Consider the following 16,329-nt stretch of genomic DNA (forward strand, 5'->3'; position numbering starts at 1 on the left):
AGACCATTGCTTGGGAAGGGGAAACCGCAAGTGGCGAGTGAAATCGATGCTGCGGACTCGGCGGACCGGGCGGACCCGGCGCCTCTGACGAACCCGATGAACCCGACGAACCCTGCGGACAGCCTGGCGCCCGTACTGCGGCCGGTGCGGGCGGGGAACGGATTCGAGGAGGCACTGGAACAGATCCTCCAGATCCTGCGCCTCGGCCTGGTGCCGGTCGGCGAACGGCTGCCCGCCGAGCGGGAGCTGGCCGACCGGCTGCGGATCAGCCGGGTCACGCTGCGCGAAGTCCTGAAGGTCCTCCAGGACCAGGGGCTCGTCGACAGCCGGCGCGGCAGGTACGGCGGTACGTTCGTGCTGCCGCGCCCCGACGCCTCCGGGGAGGGCGAGCTGCGCCGGCGCGTCGAGTCCGTCGACGTCGAGGACACGCTGCGCTTCCGTGAAGTGCTGGAAGTCGGCGCGGCCGGGCTGTGCGCGGCGCACGGGCTGACCGACGACGGCGCACAGCGGCTGCGGGCAGCCCTCGCGGCGACGCACGACGCGCCGCTGGCCGACTACCGCAGGCTCGACACGCTGCTGCATCTCACGCTCGCCGAGCTGTCCGGATCGCCGACACTGACCGCGCAGTACGCCGCCGTACGGGCGACGGTGAACGGCCTCCTGGACTGCATCCCGCTGCTCGTACGCAACCTGGAGCACTCCCAGCAGCAGCACATCGCGCTGGTCGAGGCGGTGCTCGACGGCGACGCGGACGGTGCGCGCGAGGTGATGCGGGAGCACTGCTCGGGCACGGCCGCCCTGCTGCGGGGCTTCCTCACGTGACGGAGCGGATGAGGAGAACCGTTACAACGGCTTAACGCACGGGTCTTGCGCTGGGACCGACCCGACCACAAAGGTATGGCCACCCACCATTAACCCGAGGCATTAACCCGAGGCAGGAGCGGCTCATGGCCGACAGCACCGACGCGATCACCCCACCACCCGCACCGGGGTCCACCGACACCGCAGCCTCCCCCGACGCCGACGCCGCCTATCTCCAGCGGCGCACCCTGCGCCGCGGCAGCGCCGGCTGGCTGCTGCTCACCGGACTCGGCGTCGCGTACGTCGTCTCCGGAGACTTCTCGGGCTGGAACATCGGCCTCGCCGAGGGCGGCTTCGGCGGCCTCGCCATCGCCACCCTGCTCATGGGCGTGATGTACGCCTGCCTGGTCTTCGCACTCGCCGAGCTGTCCGCCATCCTGCCCACGGCGGGCGGCGGCTACGGCTTCGCCCGGCGCGCGCTCGGCACCTGGGGCGGCTTCCTCACCGGCACCGCCATCCTCATCGAGTACATCCTGGCGCCCGCCGCCATCTCCATCTTCATCGGCGAGTACGTCGAATCGCTCGGCCTGTTCGGGCTCACCGCGGGCTGGCCGGTCATCCTCGCCTGCTTCGCCGTCTTCATCGGCATCCACCTGTGGGGCGTCGGCGAGGCGCTGCGCTTCAGCCTCGTCGTGACCGCCATCGCGGTGGCCGCGCTGCTGATCTTCGCGGTCGGCGCATTCACCGAGTTCAGCGCGGACGGCCTCAACGACATCCCCGTCGACAAGGACGCCTTCGGCGCCAACTCCTGGCTGCCGTTCGGCCTGCTGGGCATCTGGGCCGCGTTCCCGTTCGGCATGTGGTTCTTCCTCGGCGTCGAAGGGGTGCCGCTGGCCGCCGAGGAGGCCAAGGACCCGGTGCGTTCGATGCCGCGCGCCCTGTCCATCTCGATGGCCGTCCTCGCACTGCTCGCCCTGATCACCTTCTTCGCCGCCACCGGCGCACGCGGCTCGGCCGCCGTCCAGGACGTGGGCAATCCGCTGGTCGTGGCGCTCCAGGGGGACGGCGATCCGACGCCGCTCAGCCGGTTCGTCAACTACGCGGGCCTGGCGGGCCTCGTCGCCTCCTTCTTCTCGCTCATCTACGCCGGCTCCCGGCAGCTGTTCGCGCTCTCCCGGGCCGGCTATCTGCCCCGCTTCCTGTCGCTGACCAGCCGCCGCAAGGCCCCGTATCTCGGGCTGCTGATCCCCGGTGCGATCGGCTTCGCGCTGGCGGCGGGGACCGGCAACGGCGCTCGGATGCTGAACATCGCGGTCTTCGGAGCCACCATCTCGTACGCCCTGATGGCGCTCTCCCACATCGTGCTGCGGCGCCGCGAGCCCGGGCTGCACCGCCCCTACCGGACGCCCGGCGGCGTCCTCACCTCGTCCGTGGCCTTCGTGCTGGCGCTGTCCGCGCTGGTGGCGACGTTCCTGGTGGACAAGGACGCGGCATTCACGGCGCTCGGCGTCTACGTCGTCGCTCTCGCCTACTTCGCCCTCTACAGTCGGCACCGGCTCGTCGCCTCGGCTCCCGAAGAGGAGTTCGCCGCGCTGGCCGAGGCCGAGGCCGAACTCGAACGCAGCTGACTCGAACCCGACCCTGATCTGACCTGACCTGACCTGACCTGACCGGAGGATCTGTGTCCAAGCCGCTCATCGGCATCAGTACCTACCTGGAGCGCGCCAAGTGGGGGGTCTGGGAGATGCCCGCCGCGCTGCTACCGGCCGGTTATCCGCGTCTCGTACGGGCGGCGGGCGGGCTGGCGGCGATGCTGCCGCCGGACGCGCCGTCGTCCGCCGCCGATGTGGTCGCCCGCGTCGACGGGCTGGTCGTCGCGGGCGGGGCCGATGTCGAGCCCGTACGGTACGGAGCCGAGCCCCACCCGCGCACCGGGCCGCCCGCGCGGGAACGGGACGCCTGGGAACTGGCCCTGATCGAGGCGGCGTTGGCTTCCGGTACGCCGCTGCTCGGCATCTGCCGCGGCATGCAGCTGCTGAACGTCGCTCTCGGCGGCACACTCGTCCAGCACCTGGACGGCCACACCGGCGGTGTCGGCGTACTCGGCGAGCACGCGGTGAAGCCGGTGCCGGGCACGCGCTACGCGTCGATCGTGCCGGAGGAGGACGGCGTACCGACGTACCACCACCAGGCGGCCGACCGGCTGGGCGAGGGCCTGGTGGTATCGGCGTACGCGGCGGACGGGACGCCCGAGGCCGTCGAACTGCCCGGCGAACACTGGGTGCTGGGCGTCCAGTGGCACCCCGAGATGGGCGAGGACCTGCGGGTGATGGAGGCCCTGGTGGCGGCGGCCGCCGCCGGGCTGCCTGCGCACCGTGAGCCGCAGCTCCAGACCTGAGCTGCGCCGCGGACTCAGATACGGCCGGCCAGCAGGCGGGTGAGCGGCCCCCTGCTGCGCTGTTCGACCCTGCGGCCGGCCACGAAGGAGGCGGCGCCGAGGGCTACGGCGCCCGCACCGGCGCCCGCTATGGCGGCTTTGCGCGCGTTGAGCAGCACCCAGGCGGTGGACGCGGTCGCAGCGACCTTCCCGGAAGCGGCCTCCAACGCCTGGCGGCCCGCCTCGACTCCCTTGATTCCGGCGCCCTTTGCCGAGTCGGCCGCGTCAGCGGCGCGGCCGGTGGCTTCGGTGGCGGAGGTGCGGGCGGCTGTGGCGTTGGTCTTGGGCTTGGTGTTCTTGCTCTGTTCAGTCATGGCCCCCGGGTATCCGCTCGCGGCCATGACAAACGGCCGTGAGGACGGGCCGTGAGGAATGGGCGTGAGGGACGGGCGTGAGGGACGGGCGTGAGGGACGGCCATGAGGGACGGCCGCGACAAGGGGCCATTCCAAGTGGTCAGGCTCTCTCCGGCGCCGGGCGCGTGAGCGACAGCAGGTCGCGGGCCGGTCCCGTGGGGCGCGGCCCCGTCGGCCACACGGCGCGCAGGTCGCGGCGCAGCCGGACGCCTTCGACGGGGATCTCGACGAGGCGGCGCGAGCCCAGTTCCTCCCCCACCGCGAGCTCGCTGAGCACGCTGGGGCCTGCGCCGCTGACCGCAGCCGCCTTCACCGCGGTCGTGGAGGCGAGTTCGAGCAGCGGGTCGGCGAGGCCGCCGTACCCGGCGAGCGCGGCGTCCAGGACCTGGCGGGTGCCGGAGCCCTGTTCGCGCAGGATGAGCGGGGCTCCGGCCAGTTCCCCGGCGCCGACCGGCTTGCGGCGGCGTGCCCAGGGGTGGGTCGGGGCCGCGACCACGACGAGGCGGTCGTGGCCGATGACGACGCCGTCGAGCCCCTCCGGTACGGCGAGACCCTCGACGAAGCCCAGGTCGGCCTCGCCCGCCAGCAGCCGCTGCGCGACCACGGCGGAGTTGCCGGCGAGCAGCGACACCGCTGTGCCGGGGCGTTGACCGCGCAGGGCGATGAGCCACCCGGGCAGGAGGTACTCGGCGATCGTCATGCTGGCGGCGACCCGCAGCCGGGAGTCCCGCCGACCGCGCAGCGCCTGCGCACCCGCGTCGAACGCCTCGGCCGCTTCCACCACGCGCCGCGCCCAGTCGGTGACGAGCGCACCCGCTTCGGTGAGCTGGGAGCCGCGGTGCGAGCGGTCGACGAGGGCGACCCCGAGCTGCCGCTCCATGCTGCGGATCCGGCTGCTGGCGGCGGGTTGCGTGATCCCGAGCTCGCGCGCGGCCCGGCCGAGACTGCCGAGCCGGGCAACGGCGAGCAGCAACTCCATGGCCCCGAGATCCGGCACGCGCTGCGCGAGCGGCGCCCTGTCGCCATGGACGGGGTGGCCGGAACCGGAAGCAGAAGCGGACTGCGTCATAAGGTCAGTTTATGGCCCCATACATAAATCATCCCTGGTGGGGGCTCCGGCTTACGCGGAAGGTGGGCGTATGGCCACCTGTGCGCAGCCCCGCCCCCTCCTTGTCGGCCCCCGGCTCCCCGCGCTGCGCCATCTCGGGCCCAACTGGTACGCCACGGTCATGGGCACCGCCATCGTCGCCAATGCCGGCGTCACCGTACCCCTCGCCCTCCCCGGGCTGCGCCCCGCTTGCACCGTAGTGTGGGCGCTGTCCGCCGTGCTGCTCTGCGCGCTGCTGCTCGCCCGCGCGGGCCACTGGGCGTACCACCGAGATCAGGCGGGCGCGCATCTCCTCGACCCGGCGGTCGCCCCCTTCTACGGCTGTGTCGCGATGGCGCTGCTCTCGGTCGGCAGTGGCACGGTGGCGGTCGGCCGGGACGTCATCGGGCCGGAAGCCGCCCTGGCGGGCGGTGCGGTGCTGTGGTGCGTCGGGACGGTCATCGGGCTGGCGTGCGCGGTCGCGATCCCGTATCTCATGGTCGTACGGCATCGGGTCGAGCCGGGCAGTGCTTCTCCCGTGTGGCTGCTGGCCGTCGTCGCGCCGATGGTGTCGGCCGCGATCGGGCCGCAGCTGATACCGCATCTGCCCGGCGGCCAGTGGCAGGAGTCGATGCTGCTCGCCTGCTACGCGATGTTCGGCGTCAGCCTGCTCGCCACCCTGGTGATGCTGCCGCTCATATTCGCCCGGCTCGTCCACCGGGGCCCGCTGCCGCTCGCGCTGACGCCGACCCTCTTTCTCGTCCTCGGACCGCTCGGCCAGTCGGCGACCGCGGTCAACACGCTGGCTGATGTGGCGCCCGACGCGATCGGAGCGCCGTACGCGAGCGGACTCGGCGCGTTCGCCGTCCTCTACGGCGTGCCCGTGATGGGCTTCGCGCTGCTGTGGCTGGCGCTCGCCGCGGCGATGGTGGTCCGCGCGGCCAGGGACGGGATGCCGTTCGCCATGACGTGGTGGGCGTTCACCTTCCCCGTCGGTACGTGCGTCACGGGCGCCGCCGGCCTCGCGCGCCACACCGGGCTCGACGCCTTCAGCGCCCTCGCCGGCGCCCTGTACGCCGTGCTGGTGGTCGCCTGGGCGGTCGCCGGATTCCGTACGCTGCGAGGCCTGGTCAGCGGAGCGCTGCTCGCAGCACCCCGGGTGCCTCGGCCAGTGACGGCCCGTACCAGGTGAGGTGGCGGCCGCTGACGAGTGCGACGGGCAGCCCGGGGAAGGCCTCGGGGCCGTCGTCGGCCGTGAAGAGGTACGGCTCGTCGGGGAGGACCACCAGATCGGCCCCGGCCTCGCGCAGCTCGTCGACCGGGATGCGCGGATAACGCTCGGCGTGCCCTGCGTAGAGGTTGTCGACGCCGAGCCGGGCCAGCAGGTCCCCGGCGAAGGTGTCGCGGCCCAGCACCATCCAGGGCCTGCGCCAGATGGGCACGACCGCCTTCAGCCGGGGGCCCGGCCGCTCGCCGCCCCACGCTTCCTCCGCCGCGTCGAGCCAGGCCGGGCGGGCGCTCAGCCCACAGCCCTCGACCAGAACCCGTTCCAGCTCGGCGAAGGCCTCGGGCAGGTCCCGGATCACCGTGACCATGACTGTGAGTCCAGCCTGCCGCAGGGCGGCGAGGTCGGGTTCGCGGTTCTCCTCCTCGTTGGCGACGACCAGGTCGGGCCGCAGCCGGACGATGGCCTCCACGTCGGGGTTCTTGGTGCCCCGGATCCGTACGACGTCGAGATCAGCCGGGTGGCTGCACCAGTCGGTCGCCCCGACGAGCAGCCCCGGCGCGCTGACGGCGATCGCCTCGGTCAGGGACGGCACGAGCGAGACGACGCGCAAGGCGGGCCCGTTCTCAGGCTTCGTGGCCGACGCTGCCGGAGGCTTCGTGGCCGACGGTGCCGGCCGCCGCGACGACGAGAATCCGGGTGCCGGGCACGGTGGCCCGCCACCGGTGGCGTACACCGCCGGACAGGAACAGCGTGTCGCCGCGCTCCAGCCGGTACGCACGCCCTTCGGCCTCGACCTCGGCCGCGCCGTCCGCGATGTACATCAGTTCGTCACCGTGGTGCTGGAACTCGCGTCCGGTGTCCTGTTCCCCGGTGTACTCGGTGGCGCGCAGCTGATGCCGCCCGCGCACCACGCACCGCACGCCCGTCGCGTCGCCGTCACGGGCGCCGTCTTCCTCCGTGGCCCGTACGACGTCCACCGTGCGGCCGGAGTCGGCGGCCGCGATCAGCTCGGCCGCGGTCGTCTCCAGGGCCTCGGCGACGCGCTCCAGGGAGCGCGTGCTGGGCCGGGCCCGCTCGTTCTCGATCTGGCTGAGGAAGGGCACCGAGAGTCCGCTGCGGGCCGCGACCGTGGCGAGGGTGAGCGCCATGGACTTGCGACGCCTGCGGACGGCCGTACCGACCCGGAGTGCTTCCTTGTCGTCCATCGCTCCGCCTCCCTCCGTGTCTCGTGGTCCTCAGACGGCTGTGTGCAGCCTACGCAGCTTCACACGACGGTTTCGTACATACGTCAGGGAAGGTCCCCTCGTCTGTTCAGCCGGACAACATGAGGAGCGTACGGGCCGCAGTGTGTCCCAGTACAGCAGCTGCGCCGCCCCGCGGGCGCGGCGTCCGCGCGTATGCGCAGGTCATTGGCGTGCGGACGGCGCAGCTGGGGCGGACAGTGGTGGGGCAGCTGCAGCGACAGCCGTAGCCCTTCAGGACCTCGCCCTGACTCGGTCCGGAGGTCGATCCGGCCTCGGCCTGGCCGGAGCCCCGGCGGCTTTCACGGCGTACGGCATGATCGGGGTGTGACGCGACGCCTGATGCTCCTCGACACCGCTTCCCTCTACTTCCGCGCGTATTTCGGAGTCCCGGATTCCGTGCGGGCGCCGGACGGTACGCCCGTCAATGCCGTCCGCGGGCTGCTGGACTTCATCGCCCGGCTCGTCCAGGACCACCACCCCGACGACCTCGTCGCCTGCATGGACGCCGACTGGCGCCCGCACTGGCGGGTCGAGCTGATCCCCTCGTACAAGGCGCACCGCGTCGCGGAGTTCACCGCGACGGGCCCGGACGAGGAGGAAATCCCGGACACGCTCTCGCCGCAGGTGCCGATCATCGAGGACGTGCTCGATGCGCTCGGGATCGCCCGGGTCGGCGTCGAGCCGTACGAGGCCGACGATGTGATCGGCACGCTCGTGAGCCGCGCCACCGGCCCCGTCGACATCGTCACGGGCGACCGCGACCTTTACCAGCTGGTCGACGACGCCCGCGCAATTCGCGTGCTGTACCCGCTCAAGGGTGTCGGCACGCTCCAGGTCACCGACGAGGCGTGGCTCCGCGAGAGATACGCCGTGGACGGCCCGGGGTACGTCGACCTGGCGCTGCTGCGCGGCGACCCGAGCGACGGGCTGCCCGGCGTCCCCGGCATCGGCGAGAAGACGGCGGCGAAGCTGCTCGCCACGTACGGCGACCTGGCCGGGATCATGGCCGCTGTCGGCGACCCGGCGTCGAAGCTGACGCCTTCGCAGCGCAAGCGGCTCGACGAGGCGCGGGACTACATCGCGGTCGCACCGAAGGTCGTGCGCGTCGCCTCCGACGTACCCCTGCCGGACTTCGACCCCGCACTGCCCACCGAGCCGCGCGACCCGGCGTCGCTGGACGAACTGGCGGCACAGTGGGGCCTCGGCGGAGCACTGCAGCGATTGCTCACCACTCTGCAGGACTAGACTGTTAACTTAGGTAAGCCTAAGCAGCACATGCCTATGCAACACGACAGTCAGGGGAGAGCGCCGTGGCAGAACGACCGGCCCGCAAGGCACCGAAGGCCCGCGAGGCTCAGGTGATGCGCACCGAACGGATCACTCCGCACATGGTGCGCATCGTCCTGGGCGGTGACGGCCTGGACGGCTTCGTGGCGGACGAGTTCACCGACCACTACATCAAGGTGCTTTTCCCGGCCGCGGGCGTGACCTACCCGGAGCCGTTCGACATGGCCCGCATCCGGGAGGAGTTCCCGGCGGAGCAGTGGCCGGTTACCCGGACGTACACCGTGCGCAACTGGGACGCCGTGCAGCGCGAGCTGACCGTCGACTTCGTGGTGCACGGCGACGAGGGCCTGGCGGGACCGTGGGCGGCCGGCGTCCAGCCGGGCGAGACGATGCGCTTCCTCGGCCCGGGCGGCGGCTATGCGCCGGACCCGGCGGCCGACTGGCACCTGCTGGTCGGCGACGAGAGTGCGCTGCCCGCGATCGCCGCGTCGGTGGAGCGCATGCCGGCGGGGGCCCTCGTACACGCCTTCGTCGAGGTGGCGGGCCCCGAGGAGGAGCAGAAGACCGTCACACCGGACGGTGTCGCGATCACCTGGCTGCACCGGGGCGACCGCCCGGTGGGCGAGGCGTTGATCGCCGCCGTGCGCGGCCTGGAGTTCCCGGCCGGGGACGTACACGCCTTCGTCCACGGCGAGGCCGGCTTCGTGAAGGACCTCCGCCGCCATCTGCGGATGGACCGGGGAATCGCGCGCGAGCGCCTCTCGATCTCCGGCTACTGGCGCCTCGGCCAGGACGACGACGCGTGGCGCGCGGTGAAGCGCGAGTGGAACGAGCAGGTGGAGCGCGAACAGGAGCCGGCCGCCTGACAGTCCGGTCCAAGCACCGGACCCGGTGGTCCACGGTGCTCGCGCCGGACTGGCACCCGGACCACGCGACCAAGTTCAACGGCGCGGTGTGGCCGTGCCTGGGCTCTGCCCTGTGGGCACTGCGCACAACCGGCCGCTTCGAGGAAGCGCTGTGCGCCGTGATCGACCTCGGCGGGGACACGGACACCGTGGCCGCGGTCACCGGCGGCCTCGCTGGGGCGGTGTACGGGGTGTCGGCCGTCCCTGAGCGGTGGACCGGGCCACTCCACTCCCCGGATTCGGGGGCCGGGTCCTCCGTACGCCCGAACTCGCCGGCCTCGCGGAGCGACTGGAGCAAGCCGGGCCGCACGACCGGCACGCGTGATCAGGCGGCCGGGGACACCGGGCGCTCCGTGATGCCGGCGATGCGCAGGGCCGCGTCCGCCGTGGCCGTCGCGAAGGCGTCGGACGGGCGGTCCGGGTCGCAGCGGTGGATCAGGATCGCGCCCTCGATGAGGCCGAAGACCAGGTCGGTACGGAGCGCGAGTTCGCCCTCGTCCAGTGCTCCGCAGGCTTCCGTCGAGGCCAGCAGCTGCCCGTAGGCGTCCTTCAGACCGGCCCGTGCCCGGTGGAAGCCGGCGAACGTCCGCGTGCGTACCTCGGGCAGCAGATAGAGCGCACCCAGGTTGTACGGCCCGGCGCACAGCAGCTCGACGTCGGACCGGCAGAGCTGCCAGAGCCGGGCCTCGGCCGATGCCGTGTCGTCGGCGAGCAGCCGCAGTGCGAGTGCCAGGGAGGGCGTGACGGTGGACTCCAGGAGGTCGGCGAGGAGCTCCTCCTTGCCCGCGACGTAGTGGTACATCGTCGCCTGTCGCATTCCCGCCCGCTCGGCGACGGCGCGGGTGGTCGTCGCCGCGTATCCGTGGGTGGTGAACAACTCCGCTGCCGCCGTGAGGAGTTCCTCACGGGGTGAAATCCCGCTGTCCGGCCGCTGATCGGCGCGCGGCCTTCCGACCCGCCTCACTGTGGTGCTCATGGCGCTGATCGTCGCATATCCGTCCACCGCCATTACCGCGCCCGGACGGTCGCCAGCACCTCCCTGTCCGGCTGAAGCGTGAGCGCAGGCACGGGCCGTATCTCACCGGGGTCGACGTCCAGCTCGAACCGCCGTGCCAGGACGGCCAGTACGAGCACCGACTCGACCATGGCGAACCGCGCCCCGAGGCACACGCGAGGCCCGCCACCGAACGGGAACCACGCGTACTCCGGCATCTCGTCGCCGCCTTCGGCGTCCCACCGCCCGGGCCGGAACTCCTCCGGCTGCGGGAACCACCGGGCGTCGCGCTGAGTGACCCACTGGCTGCTCCACACCCGGGTCCCGGGTGTCAGCGGCAGCCCACCGATCTGCGCTCCCTCCTTGGCCACCCCTGTGATCAGCCAGATCGTCGGATACAGCCGCAGTGTCTCCTTCACCACTGCCTGCGTATAGGTGAGTCGCGCATAGTCCTCGAAGCCCGGTTCGCGGTCGCCGAGCACCCGGTCCAGTTCCCCGGCGAGAGCTTCCCGCACCCATGGGTTGCGGGCGAGCAGGTACCAGGCCCACACCAGGGTGCTGCTGGTCGTCTCGTGTCCTCCGATGTAGAGGGTGACGGTCTCGTCGCGTATCTCCTCGTCCGAGAGCCGTGCTCCGGTCTCGTCCTGCGCGGTGAGCAGCCGGCTCAGCAAGTCGGGGCGCTCCCTGTCGCCCTGCCTGTGCCGGGCGACGACCCGGGCGACCTCGGCGTCGATGACCGCTGCGGCCCGTCTGATCCTGGACCGGCCCCGCGTCGGCACCCAGTCCGGCAGCAGCGCCCCGATACCGCTGAACTCCGCGCCTATCTCCCGCTGCGCGACATCCATCGCCCTGCCGATCGCTTCGGCGTCGGCGTCGGTGTCCGCACCGAAAATGGTGCGGACGGCGATCCGCTGCGTAAGGGCAGCCATCTCCCGCTTGATGTCGACCCGTTCACCGTCCGACCACCGGTCGGCGAGCTCCACCGCGCACTCCGCCATCGTCGAGGCGTAGGACCGCACCTGCTTCGGCCGCACGGACGGCTGCACCAGCGACCTCTTGCGCCGCCAGTCCGGTCCACGGGCCACGACCACCCCATTGCCCATCACCGTGCGGAACGCGATCCCCAGCTCCGGCTGGTCGAAGGTCCGCTCCGTCTCGGTCAGCAGCTCACCGATGTGCCGCGGGTCGGCGAGGAACAGCGACGGCTTGGGTCCGAACCGCCAGCGCACCAGGTCCCCGTGCTCCCGCAGCCGCTCGAAGAAGGCGAGCGGATCCTTCCCGAACTGAGGCAGATTCCCGAGGAACGGCACCCCGCGCGGACCTGCCACAGTGGTCCCCCGCCCCTGTCGCTGTGCCTCGACGGCCGCACCGGTGTCCGTGGTCATGACGGGTCCCCCCTGCTCAGGTGGCGCGCTCCGAGTCGTGCGCTGCGCCTGACCCCATGGAAGCGCACAGGTCCGACACTGCACCACCCCTGTGGATAACCCCCAAAGGCCTGTCACACGAGCGCCATTGACCCCACATGCACCACCCCCACACACAGTGCGCCGCCCCCGCGAGGGGAGCGACGCACTGGTAAAGCCCGGTTACTACGTACGGGCGTACGCCGGTCAGCCCACCGACGAGTACGCCACAACGCCCCGCAGTACCGCATCCATCGCCTTGCGCGCGTTCTTCGCGACCGTACTGCCGCCGGGCGTGGACGGCGCGGCCGCCGCGATCTGCCCCAGTACGTCGATGACCTGCTTGCACCAGCGGACGAAGTCGCCGGCCGGCATCTCGGCCTCGCGCAGCACCTCGTCGAGCCCCTTGCCCGAGGCCCACATGAACACCGCCCAGGCGAAGCCGAGATCGGGCTCGCGCTGCCCGACACCCTCCGCCTGGTTGATCTTGAAATCCTCCTCCAGGGCATCGAGCCTGCCCCAGATGTGGACCATCTCGCCCAGCGCGGCCTTGGCCGGCCCCGTGGGCAGCTTCGGCGCGACCGCGTCGTCGGACTGCCGCGCCTCGAACACCAACGCCGAGACGCAGGCGGCCAGTTCGGCCGGGCTGAGCCCTTCCCACACACCCGCGCGCAGGCACTCGGACGCCAGCAGGTCGAGCTCGCCGTACAGCCGGGCGAGCCGCTTGCCGTGTTCGGTGGCCTCGTCCCCGCGCAGATAGTCGAGCTCGGTCAGCAGCGCGTAAATCCGGTCGAAGGTACGGGCGATGGTGTTCGTCCGCCCCTCGATGCGCCGTTCCAGCTGCTTCGTGTCGCGCTGCAGCCGGTGGTAGCGCTCGGCCCAGCGGGCGTGGTCCTCGCGCTCGTCACAGCCGTGGCACGGGTGCGCCCGCAACTCGGCGCGCAGCCGGGAGATTTCACGATCGTCGGCCGCGGCCGCCCGCTGCTTGCGGTGCCGCTCGGGCGCGATGTGCCCCGCCTTGGTCCGCAGCGCGGAGGCCAGGTCGCGACGCGACTGCGGGCTGCGCGCATTGAACGACTTGGGGACGCGCATCCGCTCCAGTGCCTCGACCGGCACCGGGAAGTCGATCGACGCGAGCCGCTTGACCTGCCGCTCGGCGGTGAGCACCAGGGGCCGCGGGCCGTCGTGCTGATCGAAGCCCCGGTGCCCGTTGGCACGCCCGGCCGGCAGCCCCGGGTCGAGCACCAGCGCAAGCCCGGCGAACTTGCCGGTGGGTACGTGGATGACATCGCCGGGCTTGAGCTTCTCCAGCGACGCTGCCGCCGCGGCCCGGCGCTGGACCGCGCCCTGCTTGGCCAGTTCGGTCTCGCGGTCCTTGAGCTCGCGGCGCAGCCGCGCGTACTCCTCGAAATCCCCGAGGTGGCAGGTCATGCCCTCCCGGTATCCCGCGATCCCCTCTTCGTTCTTCTGGACCTGCCTGGAGATTCCGACGACCGACTTGTCGGCCTGGAACTGCGCGAAGGAGGTTTCGAGCAGCTCACGCGACCTGTGCCGCCCGAACTGCTGCACCAGGTTCACCGCCATGTTGTACGACGGTTTGAAGCTGGACCGCAGCGGATACGTACGCGTCCCGGCCAGTCCCGCGAGCGCGCCCGGGTCCATGCCGCGCTGCCACAGCACGACCGCGTGGCCCTCGATGTCGATGCCACGCCGCCCGGCCCGGCCGGTCAGCTGGGTGTACTCGCCGGGTGTGATGTCGGCATGCTGCTCGCCGTTCCACTTGACGAGCTTCTCCAGGACCACGGAGCGGGCAGGCATGTTGATGCCGAGCGCCAGCGTCTCGGTCGCGAAGACGGCCTTGACCAGTCCCCGGACGAAAAGCTCTTCGACGACCTCCTTGAAGGTCGGGAGCATGCCCGCGTGGTGCGCGGCAATGCCCCGCTCCAGGCCTTCGAGCCATTCGTAGTACCCGAGGACATGCAGGTCCTCGCCGGGAATCGACGCCGTCCGCTCCTCGACGATCTCGCGCACCAGCCGGCGCGCGTCCTCGTCGTTGAGCCGCAGTCCCGCGTACAGACACTGCTGTACGGCGGCCTCGCAGCCGGCCCGGCTGAAGATGAAGGTGATCGCGGGCAGCAGTCCCGCGTTGTCGAGCCGCTCGATGACCTCGGGCCGCGAAGGCGTCCAGATACGCGTGCGCTCTCTGCGCTCCCGCTCCCGGTCGGCCTCCCGCATGTTCCTGCCGCGGCGGCGATCGCGCGACTGGTGCGGGCTGCCGCTCTCCATCCGCGCCATGCGCACCAGGTCGGGGTTGACCTCGCGCCTGCCGCCCCTGCCGTCGTCGGACTCCTCGAAGAGGTCGTGCATCTTGCGTCCGGCGAACACGTGCTGCCACAGCGGCACGGGCCGGTGCTCGGAGACGATCACCTCGGTGTCGCCGCGGACGGTGTCCAGCCAGTCGCCGAACTCCTCCGCGTTGGACACGGTCGCCGACAGTGATACCAGCGTCACCGATTCGGGGAGGTGGATGATCACCTCTTCCCAGACAGCGCCCCGGAAACGGTCGGAGAGGTAGTGCACCTCGTCCATCACGACGTAGCCGAGCCCGATCAGGGCCTGCGATCCCGCGTACAGCATGTTCCGCAGGACTTCGGTGGTCATGACAATGACCGGGGCATCGCCGTTGACACTGTTGTCACCGGTGAGCAGGCCGACCTTGCCGGCGCCGTAGCGTTTGACGAGGTCCTGGTACTTCTGGTTGGACAGCGCCTTGATCGGCGTGGTGTAGAAGCACTTGCGGCCCTCGGCGAGGGCGAGGTGCACGGCGAACTCGCCGACGATCGTCTTGCCCGACCCGGTCGGGGCAGCGACGAGCACGCCCTTTCCGGCCTCAAGGGCCTGGCATGCCTCGACCTGGTAGGGGTCCAGCTCGAAGTCGTACAGCTCGCGGAAGGGCGCGAGCGCGGTGGCCTGCTCGGCGGCACGGGTCCGGGCGGCGGCGTATCGCTCAGCTGGGGAAAGGTCCTCTGTCATCTTGTCTTCGAGCCTACCCGTCACGTCTGACACTCAGCCCGATCTTTATTTCACCGGACAAGAACCCCGGCCGGACCCCAGAAGGTCAGGTGATGTCGTCGTAACCGTTCAGCTGCTTCGGCGCCGGCCTGGACCCGCTGCTCTCGCTGCCGGCCTGCTCGGGCAGCGCGGCACGCGATGCGGAGACGGTCTCGATCTCGCCGATCGCCTCGGGCGTGAGGTCGAGCGCGGACGCCTCGTCGTCGTCCAGCTCCGCGTCGGGGTTGTTCCGCTCCCGGCGCTTGTCGTTCAGCAGCGAGAACCCGACCGCCAGGAAGTAAAGGACGGTGATGGGCCCGGCCAGGGCCAGCATGCCGATCGGGTCGGTCGTGGGCGTGATGATCGCGCCGAAGACGAAGACGCCCATGATCACACCCCGCCACCAGCGGAGCATGCGGCGGCCGCTGAGGACGCCCGTGAGGTTGAGCATCACCAGCACCAGCGGCAGTTCGAAGGCGAGGCCGAAGACGAGCACCATCCGCAGGGTGAAGTCGAGCACGTCACCCAGGGACAGGATGTTCGCGGAGCCCGCCGGCGTCAGGCTGATGAGCACCTTCACGCTGATGGGAAGGATGAGGTACGCGAGATAGGCGCCGGCCGAGAACAGCGGCACCGCGGCCCCGACGAAGGCGTACGTGTACTTCTTCTCGGTCTTGTGCAGCCCGGGCGCCACGAAGGCCCAGAGCTGGTACAGCCACACAGGGCTCGCGAGGACGAGACCGGCGGTGAGGCTGACCTGGATCGTCACGCTGAAGGGAGCCATCAGCGTGTTGAAGGAGACAATCGCGCAGTTACCGCCGTCGCTCGTTTCGCCCTGACCGCACTTGGGCACCGACTGCGTCAGGAAGGTCATGAGCTCCTCGCTGTACACGAGGGCCACAATCGTGACCGCCATGATCGCGAGCAGACCCTTAGCAAGCCGGTTGCGCAGCTCACGCAGGTGCTCCACGAGAGGCATACGCCCCTCGGGGTCCTTCTCCAGTTTGGGGGCAGACTTGAGCAACCCACGTCCTCATCTCGTGCGGCAGGCGGTCACCGTTCTTCGCGGTGCCTGCGGCGGCCCAGGTGTCAGCGCTTGGTCGTGTCGGTCGGCTCGGCAACGGGGCGCGAGCTCGTCACGTCACCCGGAGCTGCCTTGATCGTGCGCGGCGCGGGTGTGGCCTGGTCCTGGGCGACGCCCGTCACGTGCGGCGGCGGGTCGGCGGGAGCGCTCTGGTCGTCGTCCTTCTTCATCGCCTTGGCCTCGCTCTTGAGGATGCGGGCCGACTTGCCCAGCGAACGAGCCATGTCCGGAAGCTTCTTGGCACCGAACAGCAGGATGATGATGACGAGGATGAGAATGATCTCGGTGGGGCCGAGCCTACCCATAGCTTTTTACCTTCTTCACCGAGGCGACAGGGAGTCTGATGGCCCGACCGGCCGGACATTTGTCCGGTCGCCGCGCTCGCAGCGATCGTAACCCGTAGGAGTAAACGCAGGGCAATGCCCGTGCGTACACCGGATTGCGGCCCGCGCCT

At 71.1% G+C, this 16,329-nt stretch carries 15 protein-coding genes and 1 pseudogene; 7 read left to right on the forward strand and 9 right to left on the reverse strand.

What is annotated here, in order from left to right; genetic code table 11:
- Positions 1-96 precede the first annotated feature (96 nt).
- From PXH83_RS02930 to PXH83_RS02940, 3 genes are all read left to right on the forward strand, one after another.
- Complete coding sequence (locus PXH83_RS02930) at positions 97-822, forward strand: FadR/GntR family transcriptional regulator (protein WP_274562640.1); 726 nt, start codon at positions 97-99, stop codon at positions 820-822.
- A gap of 125 nt (positions 823-947) precedes the next feature.
- On the forward strand, positions 948-2,429 hold the full coding sequence (eat, locus tag PXH83_RS02935; RefSeq protein WP_214920065.1) for an ethanolamine permease: 1,482 nt from the start codon (positions 948-950) through the stop codon (positions 2,427-2,429).
- Positions 2,430-2,482: 53 nt separating this feature from the next.
- Positions 2,483-3,199 (forward strand): gamma-glutamyl-gamma-aminobutyrate hydrolase family protein, encoded by a 717-nt coding sequence (locus PXH83_RS02940; RefSeq protein ID WP_274556291.1) that lies wholly within the window; start codon positions 2,483-2,485, stop codon positions 3,197-3,199.
- Between the two features lie 14 nt (positions 3,200-3,213).
- On the opposite strand, the gene PXH83_RS02945 is transcribed toward PXH83_RS02940, so the two are convergent.
- Positions 3,214-3,552 (reverse strand): hypothetical protein, encoded by a 339-nt coding sequence (locus PXH83_RS02945; protein WP_274556293.1) that lies wholly within the window; start codon positions 3,550-3,552, stop codon positions 3,214-3,216.
- Between the two features lie 140 nt (positions 3,553-3,692).
- Positions 3,693-4,661, reverse strand: coding sequence for a LysR family transcriptional regulator (locus tag PXH83_RS02950; RefSeq protein ID WP_274556295.1), 969 nt, complete (start codon positions 4,659-4,661; stop codon positions 3,693-3,695).
- A 70-nt stretch (positions 4,662-4,731) separates the two neighbouring features.
- Between PXH83_RS02950 and PXH83_RS02955 the strand changes: the two genes are divergently transcribed.
- Positions 4,732-5,871 carry a TDT family transporter gene (locus PXH83_RS02955; protein WP_274556297.1) on the forward strand — a complete coding sequence of 380 codons (1,140 nt, stop codon included), beginning with the start codon at positions 4,732-4,734 and terminating at the stop codon, positions 5,869-5,871.
- Here the strand turns inward: PXH83_RS02955 and PXH83_RS02960 are convergent.
- Both PXH83_RS02960 and PXH83_RS02965 read right to left on the reverse strand, forming a co-directional pair.
- Complete coding sequence (locus PXH83_RS02960) at positions 5,810-6,517, reverse strand: helical backbone metal receptor (protein ID WP_274556299.1); 708 nt, start codon at positions 6,515-6,517, stop codon at positions 5,810-5,812. The genes PXH83_RS02955 and PXH83_RS02960 overlap by 62 nt on opposite strands.
- Positions 6,518-6,530: 13 nt before the next feature.
- Positions 6,531-7,112, reverse strand: coding sequence for a helix-turn-helix domain-containing protein (locus tag PXH83_RS02965; protein WP_274556300.1), 582 nt, complete (start codon positions 7,110-7,112; stop codon positions 6,531-6,533).
- A 378-nt stretch (positions 7,113-7,490) separates the two neighbouring features.
- Here PXH83_RS02965 and PXH83_RS02970 point away from each other — a divergent pair, with 378 nt between their 5' ends.
- From PXH83_RS02970 to PXH83_RS32415, 3 genes and pseudogenes are all read left to right on the forward strand, one after another.
- On the forward strand, positions 7,491-8,396 hold the full coding sequence (locus tag PXH83_RS02970; RefSeq protein ID WP_274562641.1) for a 5'-3' exonuclease: 906 nt from the start codon (positions 7,491-7,493) through the stop codon (positions 8,394-8,396).
- Positions 8,397-8,461: 65 nt separating this feature from the next.
- The gene (locus tag PXH83_RS02975; RefSeq protein WP_274556301.1) at positions 8,462-9,304 is read left to right on the forward strand and encodes a siderophore-interacting protein; all 843 of its coding nucleotides are present in this window, start codon (positions 8,462-8,464) and stop codon (positions 9,302-9,304) included.
- Positions 9,262-9,495, forward strand: a pseudogene (locus PXH83_RS32415) (ADP-ribosylglycohydrolase family protein); the annotation flags it as partial. The gene PXH83_RS02975 and the pseudogene PXH83_RS32415, both read left to right, overlap by 43 nt.
- A 173-nt stretch (positions 9,496-9,668) precedes the next feature.
- Here PXH83_RS32415 and PXH83_RS02985 read toward each other — a convergent pair.
- The 5 genes from PXH83_RS02985 to tatA form a co-directional block, all read right to left on the reverse strand.
- Positions 9,669-10,319 carry a TetR/AcrR family transcriptional regulator gene (locus PXH83_RS02985; RefSeq protein WP_274556302.1) on the reverse strand — a complete coding sequence of 217 codons (651 nt, stop codon included), beginning with the start codon at positions 10,317-10,319 and terminating at the stop codon, positions 9,669-9,671.
- Positions 10,320-10,351: 32 nt separating this feature from the next.
- The gene (locus PXH83_RS02990) at positions 10,352-11,722 is read right to left on the reverse strand and encodes a cytochrome P450 (protein WP_274556303.1); all 1,371 of its coding nucleotides are present in this window, start codon (positions 11,720-11,722) and stop codon (positions 10,352-10,354) included.
- 225 nt (positions 11,723-11,947) lie between these two features.
- Positions 11,948-14,773 carry a DEAD/DEAH box helicase gene (locus tag PXH83_RS02995; RefSeq protein ID WP_274556305.1) on the reverse strand — a complete coding sequence of 942 codons (2,826 nt, stop codon included), beginning with the start codon at positions 14,771-14,773 and terminating at the stop codon, positions 11,948-11,950.
- A gap of 85 nt (positions 14,774-14,858) precedes the next feature.
- Entirely contained in the window at positions 14,859-15,770 is a 912-nt protein-coding gene (gene tatC / locus PXH83_RS03000) for a twin-arginine translocase subunit TatC (protein WP_274562643.1), read from the reverse strand.
- A gap of 110 nt (positions 15,771-15,880) precedes the next feature.
- Positions 15,881-16,180 (reverse strand): Sec-independent protein translocase subunit TatA, encoded by a 300-nt coding sequence (gene tatA, locus PXH83_RS03005; protein ID WP_274556308.1) that lies wholly within the window; start codon positions 16,178-16,180, stop codon positions 15,881-15,883.
- Positions 16,181-16,329 lie beyond the last annotated feature (149 nt).

It is taken from the genome of Streptomyces spiramyceticus, assembly GCF_028807635.1.
Taxonomy (GTDB): Bacteria; Actinomycetota; Actinomycetes; order Streptomycetales; family Streptomycetaceae; genus Streptomyces; species Streptomyces spiramyceticus.

Excerpts from the sequence above, each read along its gene's own strand:
- PXH83_RS02955 (WP_274556297.1), top strand. The coding sequence starts at position 4,732 with ATGGCCACCTGTGCGCAGCCCCGCCCCCTCCTTGTCGGCCCCCGGCTC.
- PXH83_RS02990 (WP_274556303.1), bottom strand. The coding sequence starts at position 11,722 with ATGACCACGGACACCGGTGCGGCCGTCGAGGCACAGCGACAGGGGCGG.
- tatC (WP_274562643.1), bottom strand. The coding sequence starts at position 15,770 with ATGCCTCTCGTGGAGCACCTGCGTGAGCTGCGCAACCGGCTTGCTAAG.
- PXH83_RS02945 (WP_274556293.1), bottom strand. The coding sequence starts at position 3,552 with ATGACTGAACAGAGCAAGAACACCAAGCCCAAGACCAACGCCACAGCC.
- PXH83_RS02970 (WP_274562641.1), top strand. The coding sequence starts at position 7,491 with ATGCTCCTCGACACCGCTTCCCTCTACTTCCGCGCGTATTTCGGAGTC.
- PXH83_RS02965 (WP_274556300.1), bottom strand. The coding sequence starts at position 7,112 with ATGGACGACAAGGAAGCACTCCGGGTCGGTACGGCCGTCCGCAGGCGT.
- PXH83_RS02950 (WP_274556295.1), bottom strand. The coding sequence starts at position 4,661 with ATGACGCAGTCCGCTTCTGCTTCCGGTTCCGGCCACCCCGTCCATGGC.
- PXH83_RS02930 (WP_274562640.1), top strand. The coding sequence starts at position 97 with ATGAACCCGACGAACCCTGCGGACAGCCTGGCGCCCGTACTGCGGCCG.
- PXH83_RS02985 (WP_274556302.1), bottom strand. The coding sequence starts at position 10,319 with ATGAGCACCACAGTGAGGCGGGTCGGAAGGCCGCGCGCCGATCAGCGG.
- tatA (WP_274556308.1), bottom strand. The coding sequence starts at position 16,180 with ATGGGTAGGCTCGGCCCCACCGAGATCATTCTCATCCTCGTCATCATC.
- eat (WP_214920065.1), top strand. The coding sequence starts at position 948 with ATGGCCGACAGCACCGACGCGATCACCCCACCACCCGCACCGGGGTCC.
- PXH83_RS02995 (WP_274556305.1), bottom strand. The coding sequence starts at position 14,773 with ATGACAGAGGACCTTTCCCCAGCTGAGCGATACGCCGCCGCCCGGACC.